Genomic DNA, 17836 nt, shown 5'->3' on the forward strand with positions numbered 1-17836 from the left:
GGGGACCACCCCCGCACGCGCGGGGACCACAAGTTCTGGCACCACGGCGGCGAGAAGACCGTGGGACCACCCCCGCACGCGCGGGGACCACCCTGGGAGCGCGGCTCGGGCACCGTCCGGGTCGGGACCACCCCCGCACGCGCGGGGACCACACTCTCATCCGGGGGTTCAATTTCGCGGACCAGGGACCACCCCCGCACGCGCGGGGACCACAGGCGCCGACCAGCAGGTCTACGGCCGCAGTGAGTCAATTTTGCTTACTTGAGGAGATACGGGCATAGGTCGCAATTAGTTCCAATCCGGGCAGTGTTGATGCTCATTGACCGTCCTAACGTCCGCCGAACCGACGTCGTTTCGACGCCTTGCTCCAACCCTGGCTCGGAGGCGTGGGCTGTTTGTCGGGGGTAGGGCGGGGGCCGGTGGATGGGCGGTGGAGCAGGGTGAGGCCCTCGTGGTCGATGGGGTGCCAGGCGTGGTCGTGGGTCTCGAAGGCGAAGCCCTGCTCGTTGTCGGTCTGGTAGGCGAGCAGGGCGCGGCCCTGGCCCGAGTACTGGCGGACCTCCGCCCAGAGGACGTCGCGTACGCGGGAGCTGGGAGCGCCCAGGAAGACACCCGGGGAGATTTCCAGGAGCCAGCGGGTGAGGAACCCACGCAGTCCTGGAGGACAGTTGGCGAGCACGATGACCGTCACCAGATCGGCTCGTCCGCGGCGTAGTTGCGTCCGCTCGCAACCTGCGCTCCGCTGTCCGACTGCAGGCTCATGTGATCGTGCTCCGCTTCTGGCGTGTCACGTGCTCCTGAGCAGCCCAGAAGTTCCTTGATGTCCCGCACGCAGCGGTCGAGCAGGCTCGTTTGGCTGATGCGGTCACGCAAGGCCCTGCGGGTGCGGGAGGCGACATCATCGGGGCCAGCGGCAGCCGCGTCGAACGCTGCCGGGATCGCGATCTCCGTTTTGTAGAGGTCGGCCACGTCGAGAACGAAGGACCGCTCATGGCCGGAGTGCACGAACCCGAGGGCCGGTGAACAGCCGAGGGCGGCGACGACGGAGTGGGCGACGCCGTACATGCACTGAGCCGCTGCGGTGACCGCCTGATTGGGCGGGTCTCCGGCGGAGAAGTCGTCGCGGTTGTACTCGCGCCGCCGCCAAGGGACGCCTGTGCGGGCTGATTCACCGCGGTAGCAGTCCTTGAGCCTGCGCCCTTCCATGCTGAGGAGTTGTTGCCGGGAACAGCCGAGGGGATCCTCGTCGGGGAACCTGAGCCGGTACATCCTGCGAGCGACCTCCAGGCGCGTACGCAGGTTTGCCCACGCCCCGGCCTGGGCTTCCGCCAGGGCCGAGGAGCGGGTCAGTGAGCGTCCCCCGGCGTAGAAGCGGACGCCGTACTCGCCGACCCACACCACCCCGGCGCCGCATTCGCCGAGCAGCGCCATGGCCTGATGGGTCACGCGGGTGCCGGGGCCGAGGAGAAGGGTGCCGATGGTGGCGGACGGGATGTGAGTCACTCCGTCCGCATCCGTCGCGGTGATGGCGTTGTCGTCCCGGTGGACCGTGCACCGTTCCAAGTAAAGGAAGGACAGGCGGTCTCCGATCCGGCTGAGTTCGCGAGGAGTGGAGGTCGGCCTGCGGCCTACGGTGCTCACTTTCCGCTCACGGGCACGAGCGTCATCAACCCACATCCGTATGCTTTCGCCTTGCCGAGGCCTTGGGTGAGCGTGCGACGGAAGGCCGCGGAGTCCGTGATGCGCAGGCGCCCTTCGTACGTCACACGGGTGATCTGCACCTCTTGGTGGCGCCGTGGTGAGTGCTCCCGGCCGAACCGGAGAGGGGACTGGTCATGGACGATCAGTTCGTGCTCGTCCCCGAACTCCGTCAATTGTTTGTCGGTGGGCTTACGGACCACTTCGAAGCCCGCCTTCTCCTGTCGCTCGAGGAGCCAGCGCAGTTGATTGCGTGGGGTGCGGTGGGCGGTCCTTCGGGTGCGGGCGCCCGGCTCGTCCTGAGGCATGCGGATGTTGTGCACAGGGTTGGCCGTGAGCCGAAAACCCCACGTGTCACCAAGGGCCAGCGCGTCGAGGAAGACACCGTACGAGAAGGTCGCCCAGCCGGGCTCGTCGAGGGTCGGCCAGCCGGCCTGCTCGACAAGGTGGGTCAGGTCAGGCCGGTGCGGGCTGACGATGTAGAGGTGGGTCCGCACGGGCTGGTCGCGATCGACGCGCCACAGCACGCGCGGCCCCTGGCCGTCGCGTCCCGGCAGCTGTGGGAACGACATGTTCACGGCCCCGTGCAGGAGATGAGGTGATCCGAGCAGTCGCCGTGCGCCGGAACGCGCGGTGTTGAAGCGGAATCGGGTCAGGTACATCAGTCGATCCTCGGCAGTCCGGATTCCGGCGGCGTCGTGTCTGTGGTGCCGGAGGGCAAGGGCGACGAAGGCGAGCCGGTGGCCGGCGGGAGCACGCTCGTCGGATCGTGCGGCGCGGCCTGCGGCGCGGAGCGCGGCGGACCCAGGCCTGACCGGCTGCCGCGTACGCCGCGTGGGCCGAACCGGCGGTGCCGTGGGTCGAAACTCAGAGGGACGTCGCGCAGTGTGAAGTCGGGTGCGTCGGTCGGTGCGCAATCGATCAGGATGTCCAACTCCGGCCCTGGAGACGCTGTCTCCCGCGCGCCCTCGCGCGCTCTTCGTTGCTCTGCGTACCAGCGAGCTGCCTGCCAGGCCGTCTCGGTCAGTGCCTCTTCGAGCGTCGCCTCCTGGGGTGGGCCGATGGTGACGGGACGCGACGGGGGGCACGATCGGCGGCCGAGGTACGGCAGGAAGTGCGGGGCGAGGAGTGCCTCGTAGAGCTGCTGGAGCAGGCGTGCATCGCCTTCCACGGCTGCCAGGAAGACCGCGTCCGCCAGATAGAAGCGATCGGAGAGAGGCATGGCCCGGTTCGAATCGGCATGGTGCGCCGTGTGGAAGTCGCGCAGGCGCATGCCGGGTTGATCGATGCGTACCCCGAACCTCAGCGCCGCCAGGTCGGAGACGTCCCCCTCCCGTCCACGGCCCGACGCCGCGGCGAGCAGACCCACGACACCGCTCTTGGTGGGTGCGTTCTCCGTGCCGCGCCGGGCGAACCGGGAAGCGGAGCCCCAGGCCTGAAGGGGGCCTGCCAGCCGTAGGAGCAGCACACTCACGGGGCGGACCCCACCGATTCCAGCCGTGTCGCGACGGCGTCCTCCACGGCCTTGGTCAGCACACTCAAGCTCACCTCGGCACCGAGGCCTTGGAGCGATCTTGTTTCGCTGCCTACGCGGAAGAGCCAGCTCGGCTCGTCGTCGGGCACACCGTACTGCCGCTCCAGATCGGGAACGTAGGCGGCGAGGCGCTTACAGCTCTCCCGGACGTACCCGCCCTCCTCACCACGGCGTACCGGCTCCTCGAAGGCACCGACGAAGCTGATGGGCCGCTTGGTGCGGAGCTTGACGATGACGGCGGCCGGGAGTGTGTGATGACCGAAAGTGTTGATCTTTCCCGTCGGCAGCGAGGTGATGAACGCCTCCACGAAGGCGCTCGCCGCTTTCTGTGCGGGAGTGGTGGGCGGCTCGTCGTCCTGGAGACCGGAGCCGAGGTTCCGGTGCAACTCGTCGATGTCCACGGCGGCGAAGCGGTAGAGCGTGGCCGAGCTGAAGTCGATGGATCCGATCATCCCGGCGCCGGACTCGTCGTCGGTGCTCCGGTCGTCCACCGCGGTGTAGTAGTCCGATTCGAACTCGGAGTGGTGCACGCCGATCGCATGGGCGACCTGGGTGGCGCCCTCGACGTTGAGCCCCGGTGAGTCGGCGACCATACGACCGAACAGCGCGATGTCCACGGAGTGGCCGCTGTCGACGGCCTTCCTGATGCGCGACTTGAAATCGCTCTTCTTCGAGGCAGCGGACTCTTTGAACGCCTTGAGGTCTCCGCCGGGGCCACCCTCCAGGGCGAGGGCGGCCAGTGCGTCCAGCTGGCGGCCGCTGAGGAACATCAAGTACGCCGCTTCAGGGCTCGGGTCCTTGTCATCGGCCGATGCGGACTTGCTCCGCCGCTTGGGTACGTCGATCTTGGAGCCCGTTGCGGTCCGCATGGCTTCGGCCGCCAACTCCAGGGCCGCGGGCTCCTCAACTGTCGGATCCAGCACGGTGATGCGCTCCGCCAGGGCATCGGCGACTCGCTTGGTCCGTACCCCGAGTTCGGAGGCCGGGAGCAGGCCGGCGAAGGCTTTGCGGGTCGCCCGTTTCCACGCCTGGCTGGAGACCCTGGCCCTGCGTACGCCACCGTAAACGGCGGACTTGGGCGTTCCGGTGTCGTCGCGATTGAGGTTGCTGGGTGGAACGGATTGGAGGATGTGCACTTCGAGGATGGTGCGGCTCAACGGATGCCTCCTTGGTCGGTCGATCGAAGTAGTGCCGGTGGACAGCGGGGGCGGTTGCCATCGCGACGCCGCTTCAGTCCTCGGTGGTGATGTCGTCGTCCGTGCCGATGCCGTCGCCGCTGTCGTCGTCCCGGCCCTCACCGCCGCTGTTGCCGCGCTGAGCGGCCAGGTGGAAGTCGCGTCCCCAGGCACGGCGCACCTCGGCCTGGCGTGCGACGTCCTGCCAGGTGCAGACCTGATCGGCCAGGAGGGCGTAGTCGAGGGGGACACGGGCATCCCGGAACAGCAGCACCAACTCGCGCAGCCTGATGCCGAGCATGTCGAACGAGGCGGAGGTGCCGACGCGTACGAACCTCTTCCGCAGGGCCTCGCCCACTTCCAGGTCCGATGCGGTGCCCGACCCTGGCCTCGACCGCGGGGTGGACTGCTGCTCCGGTTGCGGCAGGCGTGCGCGGGCCAACTGCCGTACCGAGCGGCCCAGTCCCCATCCGCGTGCATGCATGTTGGCGTCTCTGACCGACTGCTGATGGACGGACCAGAGCGTGATGGCCAGGAAGACCGCCCTCTCCTCCGCCAGTTCACGCCGCTCGCTCGGCCCCCCGGACTCGGCGGAGGCGAATGTCCCCCGTTCGCGGGCCCACTCGTCCTCGGCGGCGGACCGCCGCTCCGCGCGGACCGTGGCCAGCTCCTCCAGCCCGTCGTTGCCCCAGCTCTCGGGCGCTTCGTGCACCTCTTTGCCGATGCAGCGCCGGAGCAGGGCGAGCGCGGCAACGGCGCTTGAACGGTCCTGCCGGTAGAGGGATTGCAGTCGTCCGAGGCAGCGGTCCGTTGCCTGTCCCGCCACGTGGAGGCCGGGACGTCGCCGCTCGCTGCCCGAACCCGCAAGCGGCTGGTTTCCCGGTGATGACGATGCGGCGATGCTCATTCAGCTACCGTCCTTCGAGCCGTGGGGCGCGGGTGGCAGAACGTGGTTCAGACGCTGCCTGAACCAGATCTCCGCGCGGGCGTCGTCGACCCATCGAGGTCCCGCTCCAGGCATTTCGACGAGCCGTCCTTCGGACGCCGCGCTCCCCGCCGAGTCGAGCAGCATCTGGCCGAGGCGGGTGATCTCGTGCCGGACGGTGGTCTGCCAGACCGTTCGCGCCTCTTGGGGGTCAGTGCCCGGCCGGAGCCCGGTCAGCCATTCCCGGTAGGGCCCGTCGAGCGCTCCGAATCCGAGGTCGCGCGCGGCGTCGTCGGCCGGGGCGGAGGCGGAACCGACCGCGCGGGCCAAGTTCGCGGCGAGCTGCCCCAAAGCCGTCACCGCGTGCTGCGCGTCGTGCACGGCGTCGACGGCGGTGGCTCCGAAGTCCGGGTTCTCCTCGTGCAGCAGGACCACCGGCAGAACCACCGAGTCGTCCACGACCTCGTCGATGACGGATTGCTGGGTGCCGTAGACCGCGCCCACGACGCGCAGGCGGATCAGCGCTCCCTGGTCGATGAAGCCCTCCGTGATGAGCATGGAACACCAGGAGACGACGCCCGCGGGCAGGGATTCGGGAGTGCCGCGCCCAGTGTCGTCGTGGCTCGAGCGCCGTGCGGGAAGCAGGGCGCCGAGACCGCGCCAGGCCGCCCGGTTCGGGTCGTGCTGACGCGGCATGTAGACCACTGGCCTGCTCTGCTTCTTCTCCTGAGCCGCGCTGCGCCGCCACCCCGACATGGGCTCCAGCTTCCAGTGCGCGTGAGGGGTCAATGGGTCCCCGTATCCCAGGACCACTCCGGTGATGCCCCCGTCGCCCGGCTGGAGCCGCAGCCGTCGCGACTGCCAGGTGTACAGATCACGTGGTCCAGCGGGTCCCTGCGCCAAGCGGGTTTCGTCGGCTGCTTCCGAAGTGGCGGGGGCCCGGTGCCAGGCAGGCAGGTCGCTGTCCGCCGGGCGGCCGCTGTCGATGATGCCTTCGTCGCGCGCGATCAAGTTGAGAAGGAGGGTTTCGCGGAGGGTGTCGCCCTCCGCGGAGAGGCCGCCGAGCCCGCCCGCGGAGCCGACGCCCAGGGGATAGACCTTGCCGGACCTGGCCCGGAGGTCACCCACCATCCCGGACTTGATGCCCGCCGGATCGAAGGCGTGCGCATGTACGAGCCAGCGGGCGGCCTCGGCACAGGTCAGCTGCGTGATGCCGGTGCGCATAGTGAAGAACGGCTCGCCATTGGGCACGTCTGCCACGAGCCTGTTGAGGGGTGCGACCTCGTCCTTTGCCGTGCGCAGTCCTGCCACTTGAAAGAACGGGGCCTCGGCGTGCAGCAGGTCGAAGCGGTCCTTGTGCCGATCGAGATATTCGGGAACGGCCGCGAAGGGCTTCTCCGACTCCCACAATTCGCCCCAGTCCTCCAACTCCGCCGGTCCATCCACGGCGTCGTGCAGGATGGCCAGCAGCAACCGCAGAAGGGCGAAGTCCTGGGTCGGCAGATCGCCGACGAGGCGCCGTACCTCGCGGGCTCGGGCGAACACCTCCAGGAGGGACAGTTCGGCCGCGCCTCCGTCGAGTAGTTGGGCCGGAAGCCATGGGGAGGTGATCAAGTTGAAGGTAGGTGGCTCTGGGGCGGCCGACTCGGGCTTCAATGTGCGCCGCCTCTCGCGTGGTGCGGCAGGAATCCCTTCTTCCGCCGACTGTCCATGACCGCTCTCCTCCGCTGATTCGATCTCGCTTGCTGGAGCTGGAGCTGGAGCCGGTACGGCACGGGACACCTCGTGGCCGCTACGGACCCGAAGCCCGTCGGCGGGGCTGTACATGAGCTCGAAGCCCGACAGCCGGGCCCGCCCTTCCTCATCGAGGACGAGCAGCAACTCACCTGCCAGCCAAGGGCATTCCTTCACCTGCCAGGCAGGCACCAGCAGCCGCTCCAGTTCAGCGATGGTCCGGTCGATGACACCGGGGTGTGTGAGCAACTGCGGGAGCGCGATGGCACTCGCGGCCACGGCCTCGGCGGTCCAGCGGTTCGGCGGGAAGTCCATCGGCAGCGGAAGTCCACCCCGACCTCGCGACAACCAGGGCACGGTGGCGAGCGAACCGTCACGCAGCCGCTGGACGACAAGTACCTCCAGGCCTTCCTGGCTGTCGCGTACCTGGGCGCGGCCTGCCCGGTCGTCCTCGGCGTCGCCGACGTTGCCTCCGAGCCAGCCGTAGACCGGACGCCCGGCTCGTCGGACCGGACCGAGCAGGAACGACTCCGCCTTCTGCCGCTTGTCCGAGAGGAGACGCAGGTGTTCGGTCCGCGCCGCGTCGAGCTCCTCCGCCCAGGCGGGTGAGCCGACAGTTGTCTCTCCGTAGGCCGTCTGAACGAGAGGACTGATGTGGTCGGGAAGCAGGAGCGGCTCGCCGTCGAGATGCGGCCCGAGGACTGCCAGGGACCGCAGCAGAGCGTGCCGACGGTACACGGTCACCGAGCCGCGTACGGGCTGTGGTGGATCCGTTCCCCACGCGGCACCCGTCACGAGGCAGCGCGCCGCGGTCAGCCGGGCCGGGCGTGACCGCGGGTGCCGGTGCAGTCGTCCGATGCGCTGGAGCAGCAGGTCCACCGGCGCCAGATCCGTCACCAGAAGGTCGAAGTCGATGTCGAGCGACTGCTCCACGACCTGGCTGGCCACCACGATGTGCGGACCGGCGGGGCGTTTGCCGGACGGCCCGAAAACGTCTCGCAGCCATGCGTCCTTGACGGCTCGGTCAGCGGCCAGGAACCGGGAGTGCGTGAGGGTTACGCCGCGTTCGCCGAACCGCTCACGCAGCGCGTCGCCCGCGTCGAGGACACGCTGGACGGTGTTCCTGACGACCAGCGCGCAGCCGCCGCCCTGGAGCTCGTGGGACAGCCGGTCGGCGAGCTGCTCCACGTCGTCGTCCAACCGCTCCAGGGTTACGGTCGTGCGGCGCCCTGAAGCGGCGGTGGGGCGTGCGGACAGGGTGGGGCCGTCTGGCGCGACGGCTGAGATCAGTGGGTAGGCGGTGAGGTCCGACTCAGCGGTGGGAGACGTCCCAAGGTCGCCGCTCGTGTCACAGGAACCTGTGGAACCGGCGTAGGCGACCATGAGGGAGCGTCGGCGATCGGCGGGAAGGGTCGCCGAGAGGATGATCACCGGGACTCGGTACGCGGCCAGCCACTCCAGAACGCGGTCTAGGTACCGGCCCATGTACGCGTCGTACGCGTGCACCTCGTCGATGATGACGACCTTGCCCGCCACTGCCAGGTGCCGCAGGGCCAGGTGCCGGCTCTTGAGGCCGGCGAACAACACCTGATCGATGGTCCCGACAGCGAACGAGGCCAGCAGTCCCTTCTTCCGCCCGCGCAGCCACTGGTGTGCCTGTAGCCCGGCGGGTGTGGCGGGCGTGGGGGAGGAGTGCCGCGCCCGTCTCGGTTCCTCCGCCCGGTCGAGCTCCACGGCTGCGATCGTGCGCTGTCCGCGCCGCAGGAAGCCCGACCACTCTTCGTCCAGGGCGGCCTTCGCATGCGCGAGCACCACGGACCAGGAACCGCTGTCAGGCTGCCGATTCAGCCAGTCCAGCAAGCGCGGAAACATGGCGTCGCTCGTGGCCCGCGTGGGAAGTGCCACGAGGCATCCACCGGCTCCACTTCTGGCGGCCAGGACCTCCGCCGCCGCGAATGCCGCTTCCGTCTTGCCCTCTCCCATGGGGGCCTCGATCATGAGCAGCCCAGGAGACGGCATGTGACGGGCCAGTCGTACGGCCTCAGCCAGTACCGGCCTGATCTGGGCTGCCTCGGGAAGGCCGAATCGCTGAGTGAACATCAGCTCGGCCGGAAGGTCCGGCTCGGCGGGGGCCCATGGACCGGGCAGATCCAGGCCTTTCCACGCCGCGTTGAGCCGTCTCGCCTCTCCGGTCGGACCGCTTGGCTGCCAGGAATCCGGATCGTAGGGGAACAGGTCTGTGGAGCTGGCCACCCAGTCAGAGATGATCGTGATGGCCGTCAGGAGTACTTGAACCGGTTGAGTCAGGCGCATGGATTTCCACGCGGCCAACTCGTCTGTGATATCGGCTAGTTCGGCGCACCCGTCCAGCAACTCGCGCTGCACGTGCCGCCATAGGCCTTCGGTGGAGCCCGGGTGCCGCAGAAGCCAGGGGCGGGACTGCAGATCGTGAATCTGCTGGTGTTCCGGCGGCGTTCCGTGATGTCCACCGACGACTACCGCGAATTGTCCGGACGTGCGTGAGGTTATGGCGTACCGATCGCCGAGCCATTCCTGTAATAGAAGTTGACCGGCGAGCCCGTGCGGAGCCAGACGCCGATCGGTCCCGTACTCCGCGAAGGTGCGCATCTCCAGACCGGCGGTCCGCATGCGGTCGGCGAGGGCATCGACCTGGCACGCAAAGGCGCAGGTTGCCTTGCCGATGTCGTGAACTCCCGTGAGGAACACGGCGATCCGCCGCGCCGCGGGCTCTCCTCCCGGCACGTCTTCAGCGATGAGCGACTTGATCCCGACGGGCAGCCACTCGTCCCAGAGCTTTCCTGCCACGCCGGCACTGTCGGCCATGTGCCGCCACAGGGGCAGGTGACTCTCGGTGTCGCGATCATGCTTGGCCCAGGCGGTACGGGCTGCAGGGGAGAGGGGTACGAAGGGAGCGTCGCGTGCGGGGGCTTCTCGGACCACGGGACCATGAGACATGTCTGAGGCCTCAACGCGGCGCTATATGCGAGAAGTTGGGGCAGTGGTGGTGAGTGGGGGCTATGAGGGCCCCAGGCAGACGCCTGAGGCCACCTTGCTGAGGGGTCATCACGACGCTGCGCAAGCGGGGTTCTTCATCCGAGGGGTGTCAGGTCTGGCTCGGCTGAAGCCTTTGGGCTACCCCTGTACGCGCGGGGACCACGACGACACCCGCGAGGAGGGGCCCGAGAAGGGGGGACCACCCCCGCACGCGCGGGGGCCACACCCCCCGGGTCTCGGCGGAAGAGGCAGCCGAGGGACCACCCCCGCACGCGCGGGGACCACGGCAAAGGCGGCATCGGCAAGAGCACGGACGCGGGACCACCCCCGCACGCGCGGGGACCACGCCGACACGATCACCGACGACGAACTCGACCGGGGACCACCCCCGCACGCGCGGGGACCACCCACAGCCCGTGCCTCAAGTTCGCGCAGGCTGAGGACCACCCCCGCACGCGCGGGGACCACTGGGGCGAAGAACAGGGGGCGATCTGCCTCGTGGGACCACCCCCGCACGCGCGGGGACCACGAAGCCGTGAGAGAGGGGGACGTCATGGTGACGGGACCACCCCCGCACGCGCGGGGACCACACCGTGGGCCGGTCGGTCGAAACCGCCGCGGCGGGACCACCCCCGCACGCGCGGGGACCACCAACGGTCACCGTCTCGGCCTCAACGACCCGCGGGACCACCCCCGCACGCGCGGGGACCACACGCTGCCCCTGAGCGAGTTTCAGGCGGCACTGGGACCACCCCCGCTCGCGCGGGGACCACGCCCCGACCGGTTGCGGGCGGTGGACGTCTCCGGGACCACCCCCGCACGCGCGGGGACCACCTCAGCGTGGTGAGCGCAGCCCGCGAGTGGGTGGGACCACCCCCGCACGCGCGGGGATCACACCTGGCCAGGCGGAACTTGGTCTCGGGGAGCGGGACCACCCCCGCACGCGCGGGGACCACCCGTTCGGCGAGCTCCTTGCGCAGCCCGTCGCGGGACCACCCCCGCACGCGCGGGGACCACCAGATCCATCACGAGCTGGGCAGCACTCGCCAGGGACCACCCCCCGCACGCGCGGGGACCACGAGGAAGGCGCCTTGGGTGGGCGGGGTCGCTCGGGACCACCCCCGCACGCGCGGGGACCACGACCCGATCCGCGGCCGCTTCGGGTTCGGCCGGGGACCACCCCCGCACGCGCGGGGACCACTCCGAGTTGACCTAGGCGACCAGCGTCGTCGGGGGACCACCCCCGCACGCGCGGGGACCACGGCCCAGTCACCTTCGACCGGATACGGGTGGCGGGACCACCCCCGCACGCGCGGGGACCACCAAAACGCCGGGGACTGCACATTCACCCGCATGGGACCACCCCCGCACGCGCGGGGACCACGTTGTCGCACGAGCTTTTACCCATGTGCATGGAGGGACCACCCCCGCACGCGCGGGGACCACGTCATCAGGGACAGGTCGCGCACGCCGGACAGGGGACCACCCCCGCACGCGCGGGGACCACGGCACTTTTCACCGATCTTCCCCCCTCCCTGGGGGACCACCCCCGCACGCGCGGGGACCACAGGAGCTGACCTGGTGGCTTGCTATTAGGTGGGGGCGTTTTTGCTCAGCATCGTTGAGTCCGGCATTTGCCGTACATGGGTTTTGGAGGCGGTAATCGGACTCTCCTGTGCGGGCGTTGATCGAGATTCGTGCTCCGCGGGGCAACGGGCGTGGTGGGTCGGTGCGCGGTGCGGCCTTTGGTGAATGTAGTTGGTCGGGCGCGGCCTCGTGCGGTGTTGGGCGTGTGGGCGCCATGTCGCTGCTCGGGGTGAGTGTTGGGGCCTGCGTGCGGAGGGAGTGAGGTGGGGCTCCGCTGGTCATGCGCAGGGAGGGAGCTGTGGCCTCGGGTGGCTTCGCTGGGGGGCGTCTCAGTCCCTTTAGGGGCGTTGTCGGCAGCCGTTTGGTTCGCGGTGGAGCGGCGGTGGAGGTGCGGGCTGTCGCCTCGGACGTGTGTGGCGAGGCCGAGCGGGGGCCGTTGGGGGATCCTCCAATGTGGGTCGCATCTGCGATGGAGTTCCGTATCAAGTTTTTCAGATGCGAGGCCATCGGCCGTATCTTGTCGCATATGCAGTCCTACACGATTGGGCAGGCCGCGCGTCTGCTCGGTGTCAGTCCCGATACCGCTCGCCGTTGGGCGGATGCCGGGCGGGTCGCCACACATCGCGATGAGGGTGGGCGTCGGCTCATCGATGGGCGGGATCTCGCCGCCTTCTCCGTCGAGGTCGGGCAGAACGGGGGCGGTGCGGGGGAGGACGACGTCTCGTACACCTCCGCGCGCAACGCCTTTCCCGGCATCGTCACCGCCGTGAAGCTCGGCGACGTGGCCGCCCAGGTGGAGATCCAGGCGGGGCCGCACCGGCTGGTCTCGCTGCTGACCCGGGAGGCGGTGGAGGAGCTCGGCCTGGAGGTCGGGATGCAGGCCACTGCCCGGGTGAAGTCCACCAGCGTGCATATCGACAGGGCTTGAGCCGGGCGGTCGGGCGGCCGGGCAGTCGCAGCCTTTCGTCGCTGGGTGCCGGTGCTTCCGGCCGTCCCCGTGTCTCCCCCCCCCCCGCGTCCCCACCCCTTCCTCTCAGCTAGGAGTCCCACCTCATGTCCCCGAAGTTCCCCGCGCTCACCGCCCGCCGCGGTGCCGCCGCCGTCGTGACCGCCGCTCTGCTCGTCCCGCTCGCCGCCTGCGGCAACGATGACGACGACGCGAGCAAGAAGGACGGGGGTGGCAAGGACGTGAAGCTCACCGTTCTCGCCGCCTCGTCGCTCACCGACGTCTTCGCCACCGCCGAGAAGGCGTACGAGAAGGAGCACCCCGGCACCAAGCTGACGATCTCCCCGGCCGGGTCCCAGGAGCTCGCCGCGCAGGTCAAGCAGGGGTCGCCCGCCGATGTCCTGGTGACCGCCGACACCAAGACCATGGACGGGCTCAAGGGTGAGACCGGTTCGCCGACCGTCATCGCCAAGAACCGGCTCGTGATCGCCACGCGTGAGGGCAATCCCGACAAGGTCAAGGGGTTGAAGGACCTTTCGAACAGCAAGCTGAAGGTCGTCCTCGCCGATGACACCGTGCCCGTCGGGCGCTACAGCAAGCAGGTGCTCGACGCCCAGAAGATCACCGTGAAGCCCGTCTCCAAGGAGGCGAACGTCCGGTCCGTGCTCAGCAAGGTCGAGCTCGGTGAGGCCGACGCGGGCATCGTCTACAAGACGGACGCCGCCACCGCGACCGACAAGGTCGACGCCGTCGAGATCCCCGACGACCAGAACGCCGTCGCCTCGTACCCGGCCGCGACCCTGAAGGGGTCGAAGAACGGTGCCGCGGCCGCCGCGTTCGTGAAGTGGCTCAGCACGCCCGAGGCGCAGAAGATCCTGCGGGACGCGGGCTTCCAGAAGCCGTAATCGCCATGCCCCGGACCCGCCTTCGCCCCCGCCCCGACCCGCTCGCCGGGTCGGGCCCGAGCACACGTCCGAGTGCGCGGACCCGCCCCAGGACGCGTCCGCCGCTCACGCTCGCCGTGCCCGCCCTGCTCGCCGTCGCGTTCCTGCTGATGCCGCTCGTCGGCATCCTCGCGCGGACCGAGTGGGGCCAGCTCGGCACGCATCTGACCACGCCAGGAGTCACCCAGGCGCTCAAGCTCTCGCTCCTGGTGTCCTTCTGGGCGCTCGGTCTGTCCCTGCTGCTCGGGGTGCCGCTGGCGTGGCTGCTCGCGCGGGTCGACTTCCGGGGGAAGGCGCTCGTACGGTCCCTCGTGCTCCTTCCGATGGTGCTGCCGCCGACCGTCGGCGGTGTCGCGCTGTTGCTCGGGTTCGGGCGGCGCGGGGTGCTCGGGCCCTGGCTGGAGAACACCTTCGGGATCGTGCTGCCCTTCCACACCTCGGGGGCGGTGGTCGCCGCGACGTTCGTGGCGATGCCGTTCCTGGTGATCAGCCTGGAGGGGGCGCTCGGCGGGCTGCGGCCCGGTTTCGAGGAGACGGCGGCGTCGCTCGGGGCCTCACCGGTACGGGTGTTCCTCACCGTCACGCTGCCGATGGTCGCCCCCGGGCTCGCCGCGGGGGCCGCGCTGACCTGGGCGCGGGCGCTCGGCGAGTTCGGCGCCACGATCACCTTCGCGGGCAATCTGCCGGGCACCACGCAGACGCTCCCGCTCCAGGTGTATCTGCTGCTCCAGGACTCGCCGGAGGCCGCGACCTCGCTGTCGCTGCTGCTCCTCGCCATCGCCATGGCCGTGCTCGTGGGGCTGCGCGGGCGGTGGACTGCGGGGCCCTCGGTACGGGTGCGGGCCGCGGTGCCCGACGCCCCGGCCGACGACGTGACGGCCGAGCCGGTCCGTAAGGGCGCGGCCGCCGAAGCGGCCGCCGAAGGGGCGCCGCGCGAGGCGCCCGACGAGCGGGAGAAGTGGGCGCTGAGCGCCGTCGTCACCGGCTACAACGAACTCACCCTCGACGCCGAGCCCGGCACCACCATCGCCGTGGTCGGGCCCAACGGCGCGGGCAAGACGACGCTGCTGCGCGCCCTGCTCGGCCTGACGCCGCGGGCCGGCGCGGTGCTGAAGCTCGGCGAGCGCGAGGTCACCTCGCTGCCGCCGCACCGGCGCGGGGTCGCCTGGGTGCCGCAGGAAGGCGCGCTCTTCCCGCACTTGACCGCGCTCGGCAACACCGCCTACGGGCTGCGCGCACAGGGCGTACGGCGTGCCGAGGCCCGTGCGGCGGCGCAGGAGTGGCTCGACCGGCTCGGCGTCGGGCACCTCGCGCACCGCAGGCCCGCCCAGCTCTCCGGTGGACAGGCCCAACGGGTCGCGCTGGCACGGGCGTTGGCCGCGCGGCCCCGGCTGCTGCTCCTGGACGAGCCGCTCGCCGCGCTCGACCAGACCACCCGGGCGCACGTCCGGCACACCCTGCGCAGGCACCTCGACGGCTTCGGCGGGGTCTGCCTGATCGTCACGCACGATCCCGTGGAGGCCGTCTCGCTGGCCGACCGGGTCCTCGTACTCGACGAAGGGCGTACGTTGCAGGACGCGCCGCCCGCCGAGGTCGCCAGGCACCCGCGGTCGCCGTGGGTGGCGCGGATGCTCGGCCGCAACGCCTGGCCGGGCACGGCGGACGCCGAGGGGAACCTGGCGCTCGCGGGGGAGGGGCGGCTCGTCGTCGCCGATCCGCTCGGCGTGGGGACGCGGGCGCTGGCGGTCATCGCGCCCGAGGCCGTGTCCGTGCACCGCGCGAAGCCGGAGGGCAGCCCGCGCAACGTGTGGCCGGGGACGGTGCGGGAGATCACGTCCGCCGGCAGCCGGCTGCGCGTCCTGATCACCTCGGAGCAGGCGCCCGACCTGGTCGCCGAGATCACCCCGCAGGCCGCGCTCGAACTGGGGCTCGTGGACGGGGCCGAGGTGTGGACGAGCGTGAAGGCTACGGAGGTCTCGGTGGTGGAGCTCTGAGTCGTCGTCCCTCACGGGGCAGGTCGTAGGAGCCCGTCTCGATCATCAGGGTGTCGATGGTGGGGTGCGCCCAGAGGACCGGTGTGTAGAGGGTCGAGGGGCGGCGCGGGTCGGCGTGGCGCGTGCCGTCCGGCTACAGAGGGGCCTGCCAGGTCACCGTCGTGCCCGCCTCCACGCCGTCCGTGGCGCCGTCGTCGTACACCGTCAGGCGTACGCCCGTCCTGCCGTCCGGCAGCGTCGCCCGCGCGTCGACCGTGACGTCGACGCGGCCGACGCCGGTGCGGCGCGACGTGGTGGCCAGGGCGCGGCGCAGGGCCGCCAGGAGGTGGCCCGCCACCGGCTCCGTGACCTGCGTGTCGACGGCCCCCGCGAACTGCGTCGACGGCTGGATGCCGAGCACCGCGGCCGCGCCCGCCGTCTCGCGCAGGACCTTGCCGCGGAAGGTGGTCGGGGCGTCGGCGGGCGGCTGCTGGAGCGCGAAGATGGCCGTACGCACTTCCTGGATGGTCGACTCCAGCTCGTCCACGGCGTGGTCGAGCGTGGACTCGACCGTGGCCGAACGGGCCCTGCGGCGGGTCGACTCCAGCATCATGCCGGTGGCGAAGAGGCGCTGTACGACCAGGTCGTGCAGGTCCCGCGCGATGCGGTCGCGGTCCTCGAAGACGGCGAGGCGCTGTCGGCTCTGCTGGGCGTCCGCGAGGACCAGGGCGAGGGCGGCCTGCGAGGCGAACTGGGTGGCGAGCAGGCGTTCGGCGGCGGTGTAGGCGGGCGCGCCGCGCCGCCGGGGCAGCGCGAGCGTCCCGATGAGCCGTCCGCCGGCCCGCAACGGCAGCATCATGCTCGGCCCGAACCGGGCGCGCACGTGCGTGGTCATGCGCGGATCGGTCGCCGAATCCTCGATGAACACGGGCTCCCCGCCGAGCAACTGCTCCAGGACCGCGCTGCCGGGTTCGATGGTGGTGCCGATGAGGTCGTTGGGGCTGGTGGCCAGGGGGTTCCCTGCGGTGGTGGCGCCCCGGGTGGGGGCGCCGGCTGTCTCGGGGGCAGGGTTGGCGGGGGTGGGCTCGGGCTGGGCGGTGCGAGGGGTGCCGGGGGGCCCGCTCGGGGCGGGGGCGTCCTGCCGGGCCGTGCCGGCGGGGGCGCGCTTGGGCTGGTCGGTGCCGGGAGTGCCGGCGGGCCCGGTGGTCCCGCTCCGGGCGAGGTCGTCCTGCCGGGCCGTGCCGGTGGGCCGGGGGGCTTCTCGGTGGGCCGCGCCGGGGGCATCCGCACCCCGGGCGTCCCGCCGCGCGCCCGCGTCGTCCCGGGTCTGGGGCGGGTCGTAGGTGGGCACGGCTCGGGGTGTGCCGCCCGGCTGAGTCCCGGCGAGAGGGTCCTCGGGGTGGGCGGCCTGTGGTGTCCGCGTGTCGTCCGGGCTTTGGGGCGGGTCGCTGGTGGGCCTGGCTCGGAGGGTGTCGTCGGGGTGAGCCCCGGCGAGCGGGCCCTCGGGGCGGGCGGCCCGTGGTGTCTCCGCACCGTCCCGGGTCCGGGACGGACCGGCAGGGGCCGCGTACCCGTCGAGAGGCTCCGACGGGGCAGCGGCGGCGGGTGTTCCGGCTTCGGGGCCGGGGGACTCGGGCCGTTCGGTGGGGGCGAGGGGCTTCTGTGGTCGGGCGCCCCGCCAGGATCTCGTGCCCCAGCCGTGCGGCGCGCCGTCCGTGGCCGCCGCGACGATCGTCATGCCGCCCGCCTCCGTGGGCTGCAGGATCACGCCCGCCGCCGCGCCCGCGAGGATGCGCGCCCGGTCCGCCACCGTCATCAGCGCGTCCGCCGCCTCCTCGCCGGTGAGCAGGGCCGTGGTGACCGCGGCCGCGCCCTCGATCCAGCGTTCGCGCTGGCGGGCCGTCTCGAACAGGCGGGCGTTGCCGATGGCGATGCCCGCCTGGCCCGCGAGCACCTTCAGGAGCTGCCTGTCGTCGTCGGTGAAGGCGCCCCGCTCCTTGTGCGCGAGCAGGAGGTCGCCGAACACCTCGTCGTGGACGTGGATCGGCACACCGATGACGTCCCGCGCCGGCGCCCTCGCGCCGGTCACGAACAGTTCCGCCGGGCCGCCGGAGCCCGCGGCGCCGACCGTGAGCGTGCCGTACCCCGCCCCGGTCAGCCGGGCCGCGCTGTCCACGATGTGCTGGAGCGTGGCGTGCAGCTCCAGGTCGGTGCCGACCGTGAGGACGGCTTCGAGGAGTGGGGGGATCGACGGCAGCGGTGTTTCCGCTCCTTCGGGCATCTCGGTTGCGTACTCCGTGTCGGG

The 17836-nt window shown here is 71.0% G+C and carries 11 protein-coding genes and 2 CRISPR repeat arrays (1 of these 13 only partly in view); of the genes, 3 read left to right on the forward strand and 8 right to left on the reverse strand.

Annotated elements, in window-relative coordinates; all coding sequences use genetic code 11:
• Positions 1-213: a CRISPR direct-repeat array (repeat unit 29 nt; unit sequence GGGACCACCCCCGCACGCGCGGGGACCAC); it begins 1892 nt to the left of the window's first position.
• Between the two features lie 115 nt (positions 214-328).
• The 7 genes from cas2e to casA form a co-directional block, all read right to left on the reverse strand.
• Positions 329-691, reverse strand: a complete 363-nt coding sequence (gene cas2e, locus ACIO9J_RS17790) for a type I-E CRISPR-associated endoribonuclease Cas2e (protein WP_401999676.1) — start codon at positions 689-691, stop codon at positions 329-331.
• Complete coding sequence (cas1e, locus tag ACIO9J_RS17795) at positions 688-1641, reverse strand: type I-E CRISPR-associated endonuclease Cas1e (protein ID WP_401999679.1); 954 nt, start codon at positions 1639-1641, stop codon at positions 688-690. Before cas1e ends, cas2e begins: the two co-directional genes overlap by 4 nt.
• Positions 1638-2360 carry a type I-E CRISPR-associated protein Cas6/Cse3/CasE gene (gene cas6e, locus ACIO9J_RS17800; protein WP_401999682.1) on the reverse strand — a complete coding sequence of 241 codons (723 nt, stop codon included), beginning with the start codon at positions 2358-2360 and terminating at the stop codon, positions 1638-1640. The genes cas1e and cas6e overlap by 4 nt, the downstream gene beginning before the upstream one ends.
• Complete coding sequence (cas5e, locus tag ACIO9J_RS17805; protein WP_401999685.1) at positions 2360-3172, reverse strand: type I-E CRISPR-associated protein Cas5/CasD; 813 nt, start codon at positions 3170-3172, stop codon at positions 2360-2362. The genes cas6e and cas5e overlap by 1 nt, the downstream gene beginning before the upstream one ends.
• Positions 3169-4389 (reverse strand): type I-E CRISPR-associated protein Cas7/Cse4/CasC, encoded by a 1221-nt coding sequence (gene cas7e / locus ACIO9J_RS17810; protein ID WP_401999688.1) that lies wholly within the window; start codon positions 4387-4389, stop codon positions 3169-3171. Before cas7e ends, cas5e begins: the two co-directional genes overlap by 4 nt.
• A 73-nt stretch (positions 4390-4462) precedes the next feature.
• Positions 4463-5314, reverse strand: a complete 852-nt coding sequence (gene casB, locus ACIO9J_RS17815; RefSeq protein WP_401999691.1) for a type I-E CRISPR-associated protein Cse2/CasB — start codon at positions 5312-5314, stop codon at positions 4463-4465.
• Positions 5315-10042, reverse strand: coding sequence for a type I-E CRISPR-associated protein Cse1/CasA (gene casA, locus ACIO9J_RS17820; protein WP_401999694.1), 4728 nt, complete (start codon positions 10040-10042; stop codon positions 5315-5317).
• A gap of 173 nt (positions 10043-10215) precedes the next feature.
• Positions 10216-11649: direct repeats of the CRISPR family, unit length 29 nt; unit sequence GGGACCACCCCCGCACGCGCGGGGACCAC.
• A gap of 545 nt (positions 11650-12194) precedes the next feature.
• Here casA and ACIO9J_RS17825 point away from each other — a divergent pair.
• The 3 genes from ACIO9J_RS17825 (at position 12195) to ACIO9J_RS17835 (ending at position 15552) form a co-directional block, all read left to right on the forward strand.
• Positions 12195-12596: a molybdopterin-binding protein gene (locus ACIO9J_RS17825; protein WP_401999697.1), complete on the forward strand. Its 402-nt coding sequence runs from the start codon at positions 12195-12197 to the stop codon at positions 12594-12596.
• 125 nt (positions 12597-12721) lie between these two features.
• The gene (modA, locus tag ACIO9J_RS17830; RefSeq protein ID WP_401999700.1) at positions 12722-13519 is read left to right on the forward strand and encodes a molybdate ABC transporter substrate-binding protein; all 798 of its coding nucleotides are present in this window, start codon (positions 12722-12724) and stop codon (positions 13517-13519) included.
• Positions 13520-13524: 5 nt separating this feature from the next.
• On the forward strand, positions 13525-15552 hold the full coding sequence (locus tag ACIO9J_RS17835; protein WP_401999703.1) for an ABC transporter permease: 2028 nt from the start codon (positions 13525-13527) through the stop codon (positions 15550-15552).
• Between the two features lie 133 nt (positions 15553-15685).
• Here the strand turns inward: ACIO9J_RS17835 and ACIO9J_RS17840 are convergent, their stop codons facing one another.
• Positions 15686-17812 (reverse strand): GAF domain-containing protein, encoded by a 2127-nt coding sequence (locus ACIO9J_RS17840; RefSeq protein WP_401999706.1) that lies wholly within the window; start codon positions 17810-17812, stop codon positions 15686-15688.
• Positions 17813-17836: the final 24 nt, after the last annotated feature.

The organism is Streptomyces sp. NPDC087300, assembly GCF_044744425.1.
Classification (GTDB): Bacteria; Actinomycetota; Actinomycetes; order Streptomycetales; family Streptomycetaceae; genus Streptomyces.

Excerpts from the sequence above, each read along its gene's own strand:
- ACIO9J_RS17825 (WP_401999697.1), top strand. The coding sequence starts at position 12,195 with ATGCAGTCCTACACGATTGGGCAGGCCGCGCGTCTGCTCGGTGTCAGT.
- casA (WP_401999694.1), bottom strand. The coding sequence starts at position 10,042 with ATGTCTCATGGTCCCGTGGTCCGAGAAGCCCCCGCACGCGACGCTCCC.
- casB (WP_401999691.1), bottom strand. The coding sequence starts at position 5,314 with ATGAGCATCGCCGCATCGTCATCACCGGGAAACCAGCCGCTTGCGGGT.
- modA (WP_401999700.1), top strand. The coding sequence starts at position 12,722 with ATGTCCCCGAAGTTCCCCGCGCTCACCGCCCGCCGCGGTGCCGCCGCC.
- ACIO9J_RS17835 (WP_401999703.1), top strand. The coding sequence starts at position 13,525 with ATGCCCCGGACCCGCCTTCGCCCCCGCCCCGACCCGCTCGCCGGGTCG.
- ACIO9J_RS17840 (WP_401999706.1), bottom strand. The coding sequence starts at position 17,812 with ATGCCCGAAGGAGCGGAAACACCGCTGCCGTCGATCCCCCCACTCCTC.
- cas6e (WP_401999682.1), bottom strand. The coding sequence starts at position 2,360 with ATGTACCTGACCCGATTCCGCTTCAACACCGCGCGTTCCGGCGCACGG.